Raw genomic sequence first — 17,752 nt, forward strand, 5'->3', positions numbered from 1 at the left:
TAAAACCTTTATTAATAAAGATTTTTTATTTTTTGTTTTCTTTTTCCTTCAAATCATCCTTAAAGAATGAAGAGAAAATTGCCTGCATATTTGGGAAAGAAGCATCCTGCCAATAATTTGATGAATAGTTGCTGTTGTTTTTATTTAATTTAACTTTATTTTCAACATCATTATCATCACGGAAGTCTAATTCTGTGGGATAAAAATTTTTGTATGAAATAAGTTGGTTGTAATCGGGTTCGCTTTTATGTTTAAATTTGATGTAACCGATCTCGTTTGATTCTAAGAAATCTCTCAAATCTTTTTTAGAGTCTTTTTCGTAAGAATGGTTAATCAGTGCTTTAATATCATAAAGTCTATACCCAAAAAGAGCCATTTCTTTTTCCTGTAAAGCACTTCCACTGATTTCTATTTCGTCTTTTGTTTTTCCTTTCAGCTCTTTGATGGTAGCTTTTTTATTTTTATATTCTTCAATATTTCCAACATTCGGTAGTTTCGGAAGGTCTAAAAATGCGTTGTAATCTAAAAGTCCGGTTTGCTTTCTGTCGGTTGACGGATTTTCTAACCTGAAAACTCTATATTGTTGCACGTTTGTGCTTTTCAGTTTTTTTGTTTTATTATCAAAAACATAGGTTGCAATTCCATCCATATAACAATTCAATTTACCGTTTACTGTTAGATAAGCATTGAAGTTTCCTTTTACAAAAACATATTTTGCGGGTTTATTATTTTTAATGACAACCGCTTCGATTTCTTTTACTCGGTCATTCAGTTTTACAACATCTTTGTTGATTTCGTTAAATGATAAAGTAGCAATTGAAATGTTATCATAAACCAACTGAAATTTTTCCTGATCTTGTGAAAGAGTAGATTTTTCAATTTTTCCGTCGATGTCTGAGGTCGCTAAAATATTTCCTTCTTTTCCAAAAACTGCAACTTTTGGTAATGGCTGTCCTGTTTTTTCAGAAACAAAACTGATGCTTTGGGCATTAAAGATGCTGAAGAAAATAATGAATAGAAAATTTAGTAGATGCGATTTTTTCATGGTTTTAATTTATTTAAAAAAGTTAAGGAATTAAGTCTATTATTAAGACAACGAATTTTTAAAAAGGTTGCCTGTTTAAAATAAAAAAAGACTGATTTTTAATAATCAGTCTTTTTCAAATATATTTTGTTACAAGTCCTTAGAAAGGATACTCATAAATTTCAGATTCGTGTAAGTAAGGGTTACCTGTAGGAATCAATTTAAGCTTAGTTAATGCTGAAAGCACTGTAAACATAAACAATCCAACTACAAATAAGATAGAACCTAAAACTAATAATAATACTTCAGGAGTATTCCAGTAAGGTCCTACTGTTCCCGGCATTACCATGTTGAAGTAATCTAAGATATGACCGCAGATTACTACAATTGCCATAACGGTTACTACTTTATAGTTTCTCTTAACGCTACTACTTACTAATACTAATAATGGTAATACAAAGTTTACAACTAGCATTGGTAAGAATGTTGGAGAGTAATGCTGAAATCTTCCGAAGAAATAATTTACTTCTTCCGGTACGTTAGCATACCAATAAAGCATGAACTGTGCAAACCAAGTATACGTCCAAAGTAAACTTGTAGCGAAAAGGAAAACTCCTAAATCGTGCAAGTGATTGTCATTAAACTGTGGTAAGAAACCGTTTTTCTTAAGATAAACACTTAATAAAATGATTACTGCAATACCACTAGATAAACAACTTACCATTGAATACCAAATATACATTGTAGAGTACCAGTGAGGGTCAATAGACATCAACCAATCCCAAGCCCAAGATGCAGAAGCAAATCCGAAGAATGCAATATATCCTACAGCCCACCTGTAAAGGAACTGATATTCTACTAGAGATTTAGTATCATCTACTTTCTTAGACTGAGCTTTAAGCTTCCAAGCGAAGAAAGATGCTCCTACTACATAAATAATCGTTCTGATTGCGTAGAAAGGAATATTTAAGAATTTTTTCTTTTCGTATAAGATCACATCAAAGTGACCAGATTCTGGATCTGTCAATTCAGGATCCATCCAATGGAAAAGATGCCCGTTGTGTGTAATGTTAAGAATCATAATGATAATTAAAATTGCACCACCCCAAGGAATATAAGAAGCAATAGCTTCCATTACTCTTGTAATAATGATTGGCCATCCTGCGTGAGCGGCGTGCTGAATACAGTAGAAAAATAATACTGCTGCACTTACTCCGAAGAAAAATACTGCTACAAAGTGAAGTGAAGCTAATGGCTGATTGTGAACCTGCATTTCTGCATGCTCTAAATGAGCAGTGTGATCTTGAGGCCCAATCATTTCGCTAGAGTGTGTAGGAGAAGTATGACCTGCAGAATGTACTGCTTCCATCATATGCTCAATTTTTTCTGTAGAAAGTCCTCTATTTAAAAAGAAACCTGCAGCAAAAAGAACTACACCTACAACAAGAAGGATTATAGAAGTTGATTTTAATTTTGGTGAAAAACTATACATTTCTTTTCTTATTTTTTAGTTTCGGTAGTCTCAGTGGTTGCTGGAGTCGCTGCTGCTGCCGGAGCTGGAGCTGCGTTCTTTTTAAAAGCATTCATTACATACATTGCCACTCTCCATCTGTCTCCTGCATTCAATTGTCCTGCATAAGATCCCATCGCATTTCTACCGTTTGTTAATACATAGTGTACAGATCCTACAGTGATTTCTCTGTCTGCATAATTCGGTACACCAGAATAAGCCCCACTTTGTACAATTGGTCCTTGTCCGTCACCACCAGTTCCGTGACAAGCTGAACAAGTACGATCAAAAAGCATTTTACCTCTTTCTATATCTTTAGCTGCATTTGCAGGATTTAGTGGAGAAGTGCTGATTGCTTTTGAAGCGTCGTAACCAGTGTTATATTCGTCCGGTGTTTTTGGAAGTTTGCTTTCCTCGAATACACCATCTTTATTTTGAGCTACTGAACCTTCTACAGGAGAAAGACCAGTTGCACCGTTGTTTTTTACAAATGCAGGAATTTCATTTTCATGATCTGAATAAGCATCCTGAGCTTTCATCAACGGATCGTATGCCACTGGGAAATACATATCCGGAAAATAAACTAGAGGTGCATTTTCATTCGGTCCGCAAGAATTAAGTAAAACTGTAGTTAAACCTAAAATTGCTGTAATTTTTAATACATTCTTTTTCATTTTAAGCATCTTTAACAGTTATTTCTTCTACTCCGGTTTCAATTAGCAACTGTTTTACAGATTCTACATCTTCAGTAATGAATTCCATAAGAAATTTATCATCTGTAGTTCTCGGATCTGGGTTTTGAGCTGGTGCAGCAGGATACATTTTATTTCTTACAAAGAAAGTCAAAGACATCAAGTGAGCACAACAGAATACCATTAATTCAAACATTGGGTCAATAAAAGCAGGGAAGTTATTTACCCAGCTAAAAGACGGTTTACCACCAATATTTTGAGCCCAGTCATGATTCATAATATACCAAGTAACCGTCAAACCGATAGAAACTCCATAAAGTGCGTAGATAAAAGCAGCATCAGAAATTCTAGTTTTCTTTAAACCTAAAGCTTTGTCTAGCCCGTGAACAGGAAATGGTGTATAAACTTCGTTTATTGCAATCCCTTTATCGTTGAATGCTTTAACGCCGTTCATTAGATCGTCGTCGTCCGCATAAAGTCCGTATACAATTTTAGTGGTGCTCATCTCCTTCTTTTACTTTATATGTTTCACCTGAGATTTTCAAAATCGATTTTAATTCGGCCTGTGCAATTACAGGGAATGTTCTTGCGTATAGTAAGAATAATACAGAGAAGAATCCGATTGTCCCTAAATATACACCTACATCAATAATTGTTGGTTTAAACATCGTCCAAGAACCAGGTAAGTAATCTCTTGAAAGGTTGATAACGATGATGTCGAAACGCTCAAACCACATACCGATGTTGATGATTAATGCGATGATAAATGTTGCAATAATATTTGTTCTTACTTTTTTAAACCAGAATAATGCTGGAATAACAAGGTTACAAATAATCAATGCCCAGAAAGCCCACCAATAAGGTCCAACAGCAGCACCTGGAGAAAGATAAGTAAAGTCTTCATATCTTGAACCAGAGTACCATCCGATGAAATATTCAGTTGCATAAGCTACAGTTACCATACCACCTGTTAATACAATTACGATGTTCATAATTTCGATATGATACATTGTGATGTAATCTTCAAGGTGACAAACTTTTCTAGCGATTAACAATAGTGTTTGGACCATTGCAAATCCTGAGAAGATTGCTCCAGCAACGAAGTAAGGAGGATAGATCGTAGAGTGCCATCCTTTAATAACCGAAGTTGCGAAGTCAAAAGATACAGTAGTGTGTACTGAGAATACAAGCGGAGTTGCCAAACCTGCAAGAACCAAAGATACTTCTTCGAATCTCTGCCAGTGTTTTGCTTTACCACCCCAACCAAATGCCAGGAATGTATAAATCTTCTTAGTCCAAGGAGTTTTAGCTCTGTCTCTGATCATTGCAAAGTCAGGAATCAAACCGATAAACCAGAATACTGTTGATACTGAGAAATAAGTACAGATTGCAAATACGTCCCAAAGTAGAGGAGAGTTGAAGTTAGTCCAAAGTGAACCAAACTGGTTAGGAAGAGGGAATACCCAATATCCTACCCAAACTCTACCCATGTGAATAAGTGGAAAGATTGCTGCCTGTACAACTGCGAAGATTGTCATTGCTTCCGCTGAACGGTTTACAGACATTCTCCAACGCTGTCTAAATAATAATAATACTGCGGAGATAAGTGTTCCGGCGTGACCGATACCTACCCACCATACGAAGTTGGTAATATCCCAACCCCAGTTAATAGTTCTGTTAAGCCCCCATGCTCCAATACCTGTTCCGATAGTGTAGGCGATACAGCCGAATCCGTAGATGAATAGAACTAAGGCTGCATATAGTGAGATCCACCATAATTTTCCTGCTCTTTCTTCGATAGGTCGTGCAATATCTTCTGTGATATCGTGATAAGTTTTGTGACCAATAATCAGAGGTTCCCTTATCGGAGCTTCGTAATGTCCTGACATTTTTTACCTATTTATTATTTAAACTTTATTTATACTCTGTTTCTTACTTTAGTATGATAGAACACATTTGGTTTTGTTCCGATCTCTTCAAGTAAATGATATCTTCTGTTGCTAGAATATAGTTTTCTAACTGAAGATTCTTTATCATTCATATCTCCAAACTGCATTGCTCCTGTAGAACATGCCGCTGCACAAGCACAAGAGTTCTGGAACTCAGTGTCTGTTACCTTTCTGTTTTCTCTCTTAGCATTCAAAATTGTTGCTTGAGTTTCCTGGATACATAATGAACATTTCTCCATTACCCCTCTTGTTCTTACAACAACATCCGGGTTCAGTACCATTCTTCCAAGATCGTTATTCATATTGAAATCGAACTTGTCATTTAGGTTATATGTAAACCAGTTGAATCTTCTTACTTTGTAAGGACAGTTGTTTGCACAATATCTTGTACCGATACATCTGTTGTAAGCCATGTGGTTTTGACCTTGCTTACTGTGAGAAGTTGCCGCTACTGGACAAACAGTTTCACATGGAGCGTGGTTACAGTGCTGACACATTACTGGCTGGAAGATAACATCTGGGTTTTCTGCAGGATTTTCTAAAGCTCCTTCAATTCCTAAAACGCTACTTCCGTAAAGTTCTGGAACTGCTTTTCCTTGTGCTAATCCCTCATAAACAGTTAGATCTTGTTTAGAAGAATAATAACGGTCAATTCTCAACCAGAACATATCTCTAGACATTCTGATTTCTTCTTTACCTACAACAGGAACATTGTTTTCTGCTTGACAAGCAATAATACATGCTCCACAACCAGTACAAGAGTTCAAGTCTACGGATAAGTTAAAGTGAGGACCATCTGTATCATCGAAAGCATCCCAAAGGTCAATTTTACCTGCTGGAAGTGCTCCGCTAATTGTGTGATATTCCAAAGGCTTGTTCCATCCTTTATGCTCATCGTCAAATGCAACGTTTATAAAGTCGGCCAAAGGAACTTCTTTAGCGATATCATAACGTCCCATTAATGTATTCTGAAGCTGTACTCCTGCAAACTCGTGATCTTCACCTGTCTTTTCTAAAGAAACATTAGAAATTACCAAGTTTGAACCATCAAATAAAGGATAAGCGTTTACCCCTGTATCTGCAGTTGCTCCTGAATCTTTTTTACCGTATCCTAAAGCTAAACCAACGGATCCGTCAGCTTGTCCTGCCTGAATAAATACAGGTACATTTTCTATTTTTACTCCGTTTACTGTAAGATTTACAATAGAACCGTCTAACTGCATTCTTGCATTAAGATCATTGTCTATTCCTAATCTTTCAGCGTCTTTTGGAGACATTGTCAAATAATTATCCCAAGACATTCTTGTCAATGGATCTGGTAATTCCTGCAACCAAGGGTTGTTTGCCTGAGTACCGTCACCAATTGAAGTCTTAGTATAAAGAACTAATTCTAAATCTGATGCTTTAAAGTTTCCTAATTCTGCAACAGCTTGAGCACCATTACCACCTGTATAAGATAAAGTAGTTGCATTAGCAGAAGCTATAATACCGTTGTATAAAGCTTTGTTGAAAGATGTTCCACCTAAAACAGAAGCCGAATTAGCTTTTAAATAATCATAATAATTGTTAGCAGCACTATTTTTACCATTTTTCCAAACCAATAGAGATTCTTCAATCTGTCTTGATTTATAGATTTTCTGGATCGTTGGCTGCATTAATGTATAAACACCCGTCTGAGGTTCCATATCACCCCAAGATTCTAGCCAGTGAGCTACAGGAATTACAGCTTTCGCTGCTTTATACATTTCGTTTTTCTTATCTGTAACTGCAATTACGTAAGGAACTTTAGTCAAAGATTTTTTGAAATCCTGCCCTTTGTGGTGAGAATAAATAGGGTCAACGTTGTTTGTAATCAATACTCCAACTTGTCCTGCATTTACCCATCCTAAAAATTCCTGATATCTTGCCTTGTCAAATTCTTTTAAGAAGTTTGCTTTACCTGTGAAAGCAACTGAACCTAACTTTTGGTTAATTAAGTGTGCTAAAACCTGTGCTCCTTTAGAACCATCAGCTAAAACAACAGCTTTGCTGCCTTTAGCTTTTAATTCTTTTACGATTTCAGTAGCAACTTTACTTGTTGGGTTAGCTCCTGCAACGATAGCGTTGTAAACTTCAACCAAAGCTTTGTTTACATCACTTGGTTTTACTCTGTATCTTGAATCCGAGTTTGCACCAGTCAAAGACATATTAGATTCAACCTGAATGTGTCTCAACATCGTTGCTCCCGGAACTCTTGCTGCTGCGTAAGAAGTTTCTAGGCTAGCTGCATTATAGTCTCCTAAGAAATCAGCTTGGAATGCAACAACCAATTCAGAACCTTTAAGATCGTAAACCGGCAATGCTCTTTGTCCGAAAACTTCCTGAGCTGCATCTAATGCTGCAGAATAAGGGAAAGCATCATAAGTTACTAATTCAGCTGTAGGATATTTCGCTTTAAATTCAGCAAATAATTTTTTGAATGTAGGTGAAGCGAAAGACTGAGATAAAAGAACAATCTTTTTACCTGCAGACTGAGCTTCATTTAATCCTTTCAAAACGAAATCATCTACTTTGTCGAAAGTTTCGTCTTTACCGTCAAGTTTTGGTTGCTTTACTTTATCATTGTCATAAAGTGAAAGTACACTTGCCTGAGCTCTTGCATTAGTTTTACCTAAATCTCCAGCTGCCGGATTCGGATCGATTTTGATTGGTCTACCTTCTCTTGTTTTTACTAAAACACTTGCGAAGTCGAAACCATCAAAATATGTTGAAGCGTAGAAATTTGGAACCCCAGGAATAATTTCATGTGGTTTTACTACGTAAGGAATCGTTTTGATTACCGGAGCTTCACAAGCAGCCAAAGTTACTGCTGCTGTAGAGAAACCTAATAATTTCAGGAAATCTCTTCTGGATGTACCGTCAGTTTTTTCGGCACCTTCTAGGAAATCTTCTACCGGAATTTCTTCTTGGAACTCTTTAAGAGCCAGCTTACCGTTTAAGGCAGGGTCTTTAAGTTCGTGAATACTTCTAAATTGTATTTTGTTTGAAGCCATTTATACTTCTAATTTTTTAGTTATTAATAATGACATTTACCACACTCAAGACCTCCAATTGCATCTACAGTGATTTTACCACCATCTTTCGGGTATTGCTTTTTAAGCTTTTCGTGTAGATTTTTGAAGTATTCTTTATTATAACCGTTGTTCATATCAATTTCGGTTGTTCTGTGACATTCGATACACCATCCCATAGTGAAATCGTTTGCCATTTGTACAACGTTCATTGTATCGATTTTTCCGTGACAAGCTTTACAAACTACGTCGATTTTGTTGTCTGGATTTTTCTTGTTGAAAGAATTGATAATCGCTTGCTCACCTGCTACTACGTGTTGAGAGTGGTTGAAGTAAACGAAATCCGGCATATTGTGAATTCTTGTCCATTCTACAGGAGTTGTTTTGCCTGTGTATTGTTGTTTTTCAGAATCCCAACCCGTTGCAGCATATATCTTCTGGATTTCTCCGTCGTAGAATGCTTTGTCTTTTCCTGGCTCAATGTATTTACCGTTGTATTCAGAAATAGACCTGTGACAGTTCATACAAACGTTCATAGAAGGAATTTCAGACACTTTACCGTATTTAGCACTTGAGTGACACAGTTGACAGTCGATTTTGTTTTCTCCAGCGTGAATTTTGTGAGAGAAGTAAATCGGTTGCTCAGGCTTATAACCTTTGTAAACACCAATCCACATAATCCAGTTCCAAATACCGTAAGTCGCTAAAATAGCAAGAATTGCCAAAGCTCCTTTACCAATAAAGTGGTACTTTTCGTAAATTTCACTGAAAGATTTTACTCTTGTTTCGTTAAGTCCAGCCAAATCTTCTGACTGACCTAGTTTTACTAACTGTCTCAGTTTAACTAAGATCCAAACTAAAAGACCAGCAATAGCAATAAGTGAAATGATTACAATACTTGAAGTCGTATTGTTTGCAGGTGCTGCATTTGCCGTATCAACAGTAGAAGTTTTTTTGTCATCAACTGGAGGAGCCGGCTCAGGAGGATTAGTTGTATATGCTAAAATATCGTCAATATCCTTATCTGAAAGATTCGGAAATTGCTGCATAACAGTTTTGTTATTCTTCTCAAAAACTTCATTAGCATACTTGTCACCAGAAGCCCTCAATGCTACGTTGTCTTTAATCCACTTGTGAAGCCAATCTGTATCAAGTCCTTGCTCAGTTTTAAGTCTTGCTACTACACCTTTCAGCGCAGGTCCCACTACTTGTTTGTCTAAAGCGTGACATGCTGTACAGTTTGCCTTAAAAAGTTTTTCACCATTTTTAGGATCGCCGTCTTGCCCGTAAATTGAAGCACTTGTTGATAGCAATAAACCTATCGCAATCAGCCCTTTTTTATAATGCTTTCTCCAACTAATCATTTAAATTATCTTATGTTAGTAAATATTGAATGTGTAATCAATCCCGCAAAAATAATATTTTTAAGAAGAATTTAACGGCTTTAACAAAAGGTAAAATGTCATATAGCTTTAATTTGTAACTATTCTAAATAACTGTGTTTGCTGTATTTTTTAAATTATCATAACTTTGCGGAAACAAGTTTAAATGAAAAATTTGATCAAAATATTTTCAGTATTAGCTCTTATGGGATTTTATACTCTTGAAGCACAGCAAATTGTAAAGAGAGATACCTTATCCGGAACAGAGTTGGTCATTACAATGGATTCTAGAGTGAATGATGCTTTAGCTTCAATTGAAGACCGATGTGCAAAAACAACTGCAACTAAAGTCTCTACCGGATTTGATGATGATATGCCTTCAAAACCAACAAAAATTTATGTTCCAAGCAGAGAATTGACGAATGCTGAAATTTGTAGAAAAAACCCAAGAATTTTAGGTTTCAAAATTCAAATCACAACCGTGAAAAGTAATGAAGAAGCGAATGAAGTTAAAGCCTATTTTAGAAAAAGATTCCCAAATCTTAAAGTTGAAACCGATGCTTCATTGAGACCCAATTATAAGATTTTAGCAGGAAGTTATTTCTCAAAACAGAGTGCTGCAAGTGATTTAGCCAGAGTAAAAGAGTACTTTAAATCTGCAACTCCTATTCAGTACAGAGTTTTTTGTGCAGAGGCAAAATAAGGTTTAAATATTATAAAAATTAAAGGCTGAGAAAAATATTCTCAGCCTTTTTTTATCTGTAAAATTGATTGACAAATTCAAAAAATTCCCACATTCTCATATAATTGTTGAACAGTAAATAAACCAGCATGACTCCAAGAACTGATGTGAAAAATGACATCATTTTTGGTGAATCTCGGTATGAAAAAAACAGCCATCCCAACAAAAGCGGAAAGACAAAAATAAAATGGCCACCGTAAATGTATGAAGTGTGAAGTCCGAATCTGAAAACGCAATGAATTAAAACGTCTACTAAAAGTGAAATCATTAAAATCTGAACTAATTTGTTCTTGAAATTTTTAAAATAACTCCATAAAATCAGTAATAAAAGTAACCCAATAAAAATGTAAGGTATTATTGAAGTGTAAACATCCATGAAGATAGCTTTGTAATAAAAACCTTTCATATTATGTTTTTCACGAATAAAAAAACTCGGAAAAAGAATGCTTCCACCAAAAAAATACGAGTAAATCATGTCCCAGGTCGGAGTAGATTTTACATTAGAAAATTTTTCATATTGTTCTCCCGATTTTGAAAGGATATTGGTGTATTTGAAATCAATTCTGTAAAGATAAAGTGCTATGAAAGCCGCGCAAGTCAGCAAAACTCTGAGTGTTGCATTTCCGAACTTTTTCCAGCTTTTAAAAAGTCCTTTTTCAAAAATAATGGGAATAAAAACTTTAACAATATTGGTTACCGTTAATCCTCCAATAGTAACTCCCGCCAAAGCTAGAGCAGAGCCTGCAATTTTTTTATCTTTTTTAAATTTAACAGCAGTGTAATAATTGAATAAAACCAATAGAAATAAAGTGTAAGTATAGGTTTCCGGAGTGAAAGAAAGTAAAATGTTGGTCGAAAAAACACTAAAAAAAGCAACAATCAAAAGATTTAAACCAATCGGAAGCTGAACAATGTTTTTTAAATATTTATAAACCTGAATTAAACTTAAACTAATGGTAATATTACTTAGCCAAGCTAATGTCAGCCTGAAATTACTTCCTGTTTTTCCATTTGAAATATAAAATGCCAATTCTCTAATCCAATTGAAAAAATAATAGGAAAGAGGGTGTCTTTCGAAACTTCCGCCGGTCATAACGATGGCTTTGTTATCAAAACTGAAATATCCGTCCCAAGGAATTCTTGCGTCAAAAATAATACGATAATGTTGAGCAAAATAACTTCCCAAAGCTCCGTATGCAATAAGAAAGAAGATGAAAATTCCCAATTCTGCGAAGGAAGAAGGAAAAACGATTTTGAAAAAGTTTAAAAATTTAGATTTTAAAGACACAGATTATAATTTTTGCAAAAGTAAAATAAAAAACCCACCTGAAAAGATGGGTTTTGAATTATATTTAAGAACTACAAGACAACATCGAGCATCCTGAAACATCATCATATCCGGAAGGTCTTTTTGCAGAAAATTCCGGGAAAATTTCTTCGTAAGGATTTTCCAAAGCTTTAATCAATTCATCAAGCATTTCTGTTTTTCCTATGTTTAATTCCTCGATACATTCAAAAAGAAGGTAGTTTCTAAGGATAAATTTCGGATTATTTTTCTTCATTAAATCTAAAGATTCTTTTCTCGAAATTATATTTTCTTTTAATCTTAATTGATATATTTCAATAAAATGTTGAAGTTTTTGAAGTTTTGCTTCATCTAAATTTCCGTAAGAAACTTTTGAAAAGAAGTTTTCAAAGTTTGAATTATCGTCAATTTTCTCCAATTGATTAAAAAATAGATTGTAATCAAATTCAAGTTCCTGCATTAAACCTTGCCAATTGGTAAAAAATTCTTCATCACTTTTTTTCAGTTCATCAAAACCAAATTTTTTGCATAGCATTTTGTCGTGAGCTTCCCAAAAGTAATTTCCATAACGATTTAATGTTTCTTCCAAAAACTTTTCATCCTTAACTAAAGGAAAAAGTGAGTTTGCCAATTGCCAAAGGTTCCATTGAGAAATTTGGCCTTGTTTTCCGAAAGCATATCTTCTTCCCGGCAAATCTGTTGTATTTGGAGTGAAATTTAAATCATATCCATCCATCATAGAATAAGGTCCGTAATCGATTGTTAAGCCTAAAATCGACATATTGTCAGTATTCATTACACCGTGTACAAAACCAACTCTAAACCATTCAACCATCAAATTTGCAGTTCTTATACAAACTTCGCTGAAAAAGTCTTTGTATTTCTGTTCGCCTTCAGATTTAATGTTTTTAAAATAATTTTCAACTGTGAAATCAACCAAGTCAATCAATGTATTGATTTCTTTTTGAGCGGAAATTAATTCAAAATGACCAAAACGAAGAAAACTTTCTGCAGTTCTTACCACGACTGCACCTTTTTCTTCTTGAGGATTTCCACTGTACATCATATCGCGTACAACATTTTCTCCTGTAAGGCTCAAACTTAAAGCTCTGGTTGTAGGAACTCCCAAATGAAACATGGCTTCGCTCATTAAATATTCACGAACAGACGACCTTAGAACGGCTCTTCCATCTGCGTGACGAGAATAAGGCGTTGCTCCAGCTCCTTTCCATTGAATTTCGTTTTTTTCTCCGGCTTCGTTTGTGATTTCTCCGGCAAGAATTGCTCTCCCGTCTCCAAGTTGACCTGCCCAATTTCCAAATTGGTGACCTGCATAGGCAGTTGCGTAAGTTTTTATGTTTTTAGGCAAATTCGTTGCTGCTAAAAATTGGAAATCTTTTTCATCTAATTTTCCCAATCCGATTTCTTTTGAAAGTTTTTCATTAAAAATAATGGATTCTGGATTTTCGAAACCAACGGGTTCAACAGTTGAAAACAAAACTTTCGGTGTATTTCGCTGAATTGTATTTCCTGAAAAATCTCCTGGAAAAATCTCAATGAAAGGTTGGGTGATTTTATCAATATTCATGGTTCAAAGATATTAAACAGATCACAAAAAAAGACCTTCCAATAATTGAAAGGTCTTATGATAATTATAAAGAAATTTATTTGTTAAAGTCGATATCTTCACTTGTATTCAGATGTTCATTTACATTTTCTTCTTTTTTACCTGAATTATTTTTCGATCCGTTATCTGCAGGACGTGGGTTTTTTAAGTCATCAATAGTCTGAAGTCCGCCATCGTCGCCATATCCTCCTCCTAAACCTTGAAGGTTGCTACAACCGTCTTTCCATTCGAGAGGTTTGACGAATTTATCGTCAGGAGATATTTTTAAACTTTTATCAGCCCAAACTTTTTTCATAAAGATTGCCCAAATTGGTAGTGCCATTTTTGCACCTTGACCTTCACCGGTTCCTAAGAAGTGCGTTGCTCTGTCTTCCCATCCAACCCATGCTCCGGTTGCTAATTTGGGAGTAATTCCCATAAACCAACCATCTGAGTTATTCTGAGTTGTTCCTGTTTTACCGGCAATTTCCACTGCTTTTGAAATTCCTCTCCTTCCTAATTCTCCAGATGCAGTACCAAATTCAGCAACACCTTTCATTAATTCAATCATGGTGTATGCGTAATTAGGATTCATGACTTCTTTAGGTTCAGAAATCACTTCTTTTATTACTCTTCCGTTCACATCTTCAATTCTCCAAACCATTTCGGGTTTATTGTAATTTCCGTAATTGGCAAAAGTACTATAAGCTCCAAGCATTTCATAAATTGTAATATCTGATGAACCAAGCGCCATTGGTAAACTGGTTGAAATTTCTTCAGTTACGCCTAAATCTCTTGCAGTCTGTATTACACTTTGGGTTCCTACCATTTCTGCTAATCTTACCGCAACCGGGTTTTTTGAATGAGCTAACGCATTTTTTAGAGTTAACATTCCTCCAGATCCTTCAACATTCCAAGTTCCTTTTCTGTAAGAAGCATTCGATATTGTAGAACAAGGTGTTAAACCTAATTTCATAATGGCTGTTGCATAAACGAAAGGCTTAAATGTTGAACCAACCTGTCTTTTTCCTTGTTTAATGTGATCGTATTGGAAATGTTGCCAATCGATTCCTCCAACCCAAGCTTTTATTTCACCAGTTCCAGGAACCATTGACATTAATCCTGCCTGTGCAACTTTTTTGTGCCATCTTATAGAGTCCCACGGACTCATTTCGACCTCTTCTTCACCTGCCCAAGTAAACCTTGACATTTTTACAGGCTTGTGAAATTCCATCATGATAGAATCTTCAGGCATGTTTTCCGCTACCATTTGTTTGTAACGGCCTGTTCTTTTGACAGCCTGCATCATGATATTATCAATCTGCTTATTATTTAACTTATAAAATGGCCAGTCTTTTCTGCCTCTTTGTTCTGAATCAAATCTTCTTTGAAGGTCTGTTAAATGTTCTTTGATTGCGTCTTCTGCATATTTCTGCATCTTGGAATCAAGAGTAACATATATTTTTAAACCATCCTTGAAAAGATTTAGTTTTTTACCTGTCTCTTTTTCATAATCCTCTAAATATTTATTTATCTCTTTTCTTAAATAAAATTTGTAGTATGCGGAATAATCGTCATTAATATCTTTAATCGGGTGATAATCTGTTTTAATTGGGGTTGCTACAGCTTTATCATAATTTGCTTGATCGATATATCCCGTTTCCAACATTTGCTTCAATACAACATCTCTTCTGTCCTTTGGTCTTGATGTATTGTCTCTAAGCGGGTTGTTTGCGTTAGGAGCTTCCAGCATAGAAACAAATATTGCAGCTTCAGGAAGCGTTAGCTGTGAAGCAGATTTGTTAAAATAAATTCTAGATGCCATTTCTATACCATTGGCATTGTGCGTGAAATCAAACTTATTGAAGTATAAAGTGATGATTTCTTCTTTGGTATATCTCTTTTCTAAACTTACAGCAACCACCCATTCTTTAAGCTTTTGAATAGCTCTTTTAGCAGGATTTTTTGAAGGCTCTTTTGTAAATAAAAGTTTTGCCAACTGTTGGGTAATCGTAGAACCTCCACCTCGGTCACCACCATATCTTATTGCTCTTAAAATTGATTTTAAATCAATACCAGAATGTTCCTTAAAACGCTCATCTTCTTTTGCCTGAAGTGCATAAATCAAATAAGGGGGTAATTCTTTATAAGTAACGGGTTGTGTCTTTTCTTTTTCAAATTTTCCTAAAAGAACTCCGTCTGAAGAATAAATCTGAGAGGCAACATAAATATCCGGATTTTCAAGCTCTTTCACATCGGGCATTTCCCCAAGAAAACCTTGGGAAACTGCAAAGAAAAGCCCTGAAATACCTAAAACTACTGCGATGAATCCAATCCAAATGAATTTTACCCATCTTTTCCATGCGGAATTTTTAGCATTTTTTTTAGGAGGAAGCGGGAAAGTTTTTCCCTTATTTCCTGTATTTTGTTTGTTTTCTTCCATGTATAATTACGGTTTAGCCGTTTCTACTTTTATACCTAAGTCTTCAATTCCGGGAAGGTTGTCGTTTCTCATCGCCTGCGCAATAGAAAGTTCATAATTGCCTTTATCCGGAAATTTATAATTCAGTTTATACTGAAAAAAAGTTTCTTTCGTTTCTCCAAATCCTGTTCCAAGCCATTCTCCGTTTGGTTTTGCTAAAATATAGTTCAGCGTATCAATTTGCTTGGCTTTGGTTTTCGGGTTGGTAAGATTTACAATGAATCTTATATTACTGTAGGGATAATCATTGTTATTTCTTACAACAAATATAAGGTTTTTAGGATTTTGCGGATCCGAAATTTCAAGATTAAATTTTTGTTCGGTCTTCTTATTCCATTTATTATCAACGTTATTCATAATAACGTCTTCTCCGGAAGCATTACAGCTTGCCAAAAAAATAAGGAGAAAAAGCCCTGAAATTTTATGCATCGTTATCTTTTTTGGGAGGAAATTTCTTTTTAAACTTCTTTTTCGGTTGTTGATTCTGAGGTTTTTGCTCAGCATTGTTATTTACAGTTGCAGCATTTTCCAGTTGCGGTTTCTCCGATTGTGGCTTTTGCTGTTGCGGTTTTGGTTGTCTTTGAGTATTGTTTTGATTAGGCTTTACAGATTTTTCAGGTCGTGGTTGACGTTCCTGTCTTTCTAGCCTTTCACCTTTATCGTTTCTCTCAGGTCTTTCGCTATTATTTTCAGGTCTAGATTTTCTAGGTCCTTGATTTTGATTGTTGTTTGGTCTGTTTTGATTTTGATTCTGACCTTGATTTCTGTTTTTGTTGAAACCTCTGTTTTTCTTTTCAAAACGATCTACGCTATTTTCCTGAATTAAATCTACAGTCTTCACAGAAAGTTCCGGCTGTTTCAAATCTTCGAGAGGTAACGTTTTTTCTCCTCTTTTATTTTGAGAGATCATTTTTTTAACCAAATCAACATCGAAATCATACCAAGCCATTGAACTGTCTACGTACGCAAACCACATTTTCTTTTTGAAAACATCAATTTTTATACAGAAAGCTCTTCCTTTTTCAGTATCAAGCATTGTTGATGAAGATGGGAAGTGGCTCAAAGCATCAAGATAACTGTCTAATTCATAATTAAGACAACATTTCAATTTTCCGCACTGTCCGGCTAATTTTTGAGGATTAATGCTTAATTGCTGATATCTTGCAACATTCGTATTTACAGATCTGAAGTCGGTTAACCATGTTGAACAACAAAGTTCTCTTCCACAAGATCCAATTCCACCAATTTTTGCAGCTTCCTGTCTGAAACCGATTTGTTTCATGTCGATTTTTGTGCGGAAAGCTCCTGCAAATTCTTTTATCAGCATCCTAAAATCAATACGATTATCGGCAGTGTAATAAAAAGTAACTTTAGAGGAATCACCCTGATATTCCACATCGGTAATCTTCATTTCAAGACCTATTCTGTGTGAAATTTTTCGGGCTTCAATTTTTACATTTTCCTCTTTTTTTCGGGCTTCCTGCCAAACTTCAATGTCTTTTTGGTTGGCTAGTCTATATATTTTAAGTGGGTTTTCTTCTGAAGCTCTTTTTTTCTTCATCTGAATTTTCACTAATTCACCGGTGAGGCTTACTACGCCCACATCATGTCCCGGACTAGATTCTACTGTTACAACGCTACCTATATGTAAAGGAATATTATTTACATTTTTATAAAATAATTTTCTGTCATTTTTAAATCTAACTTCTACAAAATCACACCTGTTTTGAGTAGGGTTTTGTACGTTAGACAGCCAATCGAAAACACTTAATTTATAACTATTACCGCAGGTATTTACACTTTCACAGCCATTCGCAGATTTAGTTCCGCAAGAATGTGCAGAATCGCCGGATGTTTTGCATCCACAACTCATATTATAATTTGTTTAATCTTGCAAATTTATTGATTTTTATCTTTATACAATTCCAAATGTAGTAAATATTAATTTTTCAAAATGTTTAATATTAAACATGATTGATGGTGTGTGAAAGTTTTCAATTTAATTGGTT

At 35.1% G+C, this 17,752-nt stretch carries 13 protein-coding genes; 1 reads left to right on the forward strand and 12 read right to left on the reverse strand.

Annotated features, from left to right (window positions below; translation table 11 throughout):
• Positions 1-25: 25 nt before the first annotated feature.
• The 7 genes from OEA66_RS13920 to OEA66_RS13950 form a co-directional block, all read right to left on the reverse strand.
• Positions 26-1,045: a hypothetical protein gene (locus tag OEA66_RS13920; protein WP_267281942.1), complete on the reverse strand. Its 1,020-nt coding sequence runs from the start codon at positions 1,043-1,045 to the stop codon at positions 26-28.
• 139 nt (positions 1,046-1,184) lie between these two features.
• Positions 1,185-2,516 (reverse strand): quinol:cytochrome C oxidoreductase, encoded by a 1,332-nt coding sequence (locus tag OEA66_RS13925; RefSeq protein ID WP_267281943.1) that lies wholly within the window; start codon positions 2,514-2,516, stop codon positions 1,185-1,187.
• Between the two features lie 8 nt (positions 2,517-2,524).
• The gene (locus OEA66_RS13930) at positions 2,525-3,217 is read right to left on the reverse strand and encodes a c-type cytochrome (RefSeq protein ID WP_267281944.1); all 693 of its coding nucleotides are present in this window, start codon (positions 3,215-3,217) and stop codon (positions 2,525-2,527) included.
• Entirely contained in the window at positions 3,210-3,731 is a 522-nt protein-coding gene (locus tag OEA66_RS13935) for a DUF3341 domain-containing protein (protein ID WP_267263837.1), read from the reverse strand. Before OEA66_RS13935 ends, OEA66_RS13930 begins: the two co-directional genes overlap by 8 nt.
• Complete coding sequence (gene nrfD / locus OEA66_RS13940; protein WP_267263836.1) at positions 3,718-5,115, reverse strand: NrfD/PsrC family molybdoenzyme membrane anchor subunit; 1,398 nt, start codon at positions 5,113-5,115, stop codon at positions 3,718-3,720. The genes OEA66_RS13935 and nrfD overlap by 14 nt, the downstream gene beginning before the upstream one ends.
• A gap of 29 nt (positions 5,116-5,144) precedes the next feature.
• Entirely contained in the window at positions 5,145-8,207 is a 3,063-nt protein-coding gene (locus OEA66_RS13945; protein WP_267281945.1) for a TAT-variant-translocated molybdopterin oxidoreductase, read from the reverse strand.
• Positions 8,208-8,230: 23 nt separating this feature from the next.
• A complete protein-coding gene (locus OEA66_RS13950) occupies positions 8,231-9,589 on the reverse strand; it encodes a c-type cytochrome (protein ID WP_267281946.1) in 1,359 nt (452 codons plus the stop codon).
• 184 nt (positions 9,590-9,773) lie between these two features.
• Here OEA66_RS13950 and OEA66_RS13955 point away from each other — a divergent pair, with 184 nt between their 5' ends.
• A complete protein-coding gene (locus tag OEA66_RS13955; RefSeq protein ID WP_267281947.1) occupies positions 9,774-10,310 on the forward strand; it encodes an SPOR domain-containing protein in 537 nt (178 codons plus the stop codon).
• 52 nt (positions 10,311-10,362) lie between these two features.
• Here OEA66_RS13955 and OEA66_RS13960 read toward each other — a convergent pair whose 3' ends face one another.
• The 5 genes from OEA66_RS13960 to OEA66_RS13980 form a co-directional block, all read right to left on the reverse strand.
• The gene (locus OEA66_RS13960) at positions 10,363-11,637 is read right to left on the reverse strand and encodes a DUF6080 domain-containing protein (RefSeq protein WP_267281948.1); all 1,275 of its coding nucleotides are present in this window, start codon (positions 11,635-11,637) and stop codon (positions 10,363-10,365) included.
• 64 nt (positions 11,638-11,701) lie between these two features.
• Positions 11,702-13,243: a protein adenylyltransferase SelO gene (locus tag OEA66_RS13965; RefSeq protein ID WP_267281949.1), complete on the reverse strand. Its 1,542-nt coding sequence runs from the start codon at positions 13,241-13,243 to the stop codon at positions 11,702-11,704.
• 76 nt (positions 13,244-13,319) lie between these two features.
• Positions 13,320-15,704, reverse strand: coding sequence for a penicillin-binding protein 1A (locus OEA66_RS13970; protein ID WP_267281950.1), 2,385 nt, complete (start codon positions 15,702-15,704; stop codon positions 13,320-13,322).
• Between the two features lie 6 nt (positions 15,705-15,710).
• Positions 15,711-16,172, reverse strand: coding sequence for a gliding motility lipoprotein GldH (locus tag OEA66_RS13975; RefSeq protein ID WP_267281951.1), 462 nt, complete (start codon positions 16,170-16,172; stop codon positions 15,711-15,713).
• Complete coding sequence (locus tag OEA66_RS13980) at positions 16,165-17,616, reverse strand: PSP1 domain-containing protein (protein WP_267281952.1); 1,452 nt, start codon at positions 17,614-17,616, stop codon at positions 16,165-16,167. The genes OEA66_RS13975 and OEA66_RS13980 overlap by 8 nt, the downstream gene beginning before the upstream one ends.
• Positions 17,617-17,752: the final 136 nt, after the last annotated feature.

Origin of the sequence: Chryseobacterium luquanense (genome assembly GCF_026460945.1) — a bacterium.
Taxonomy (GTDB): Bacteria; Bacteroidota; Bacteroidia; order Flavobacteriales; family Weeksellaceae; genus Chryseobacterium; species Chryseobacterium luquanense.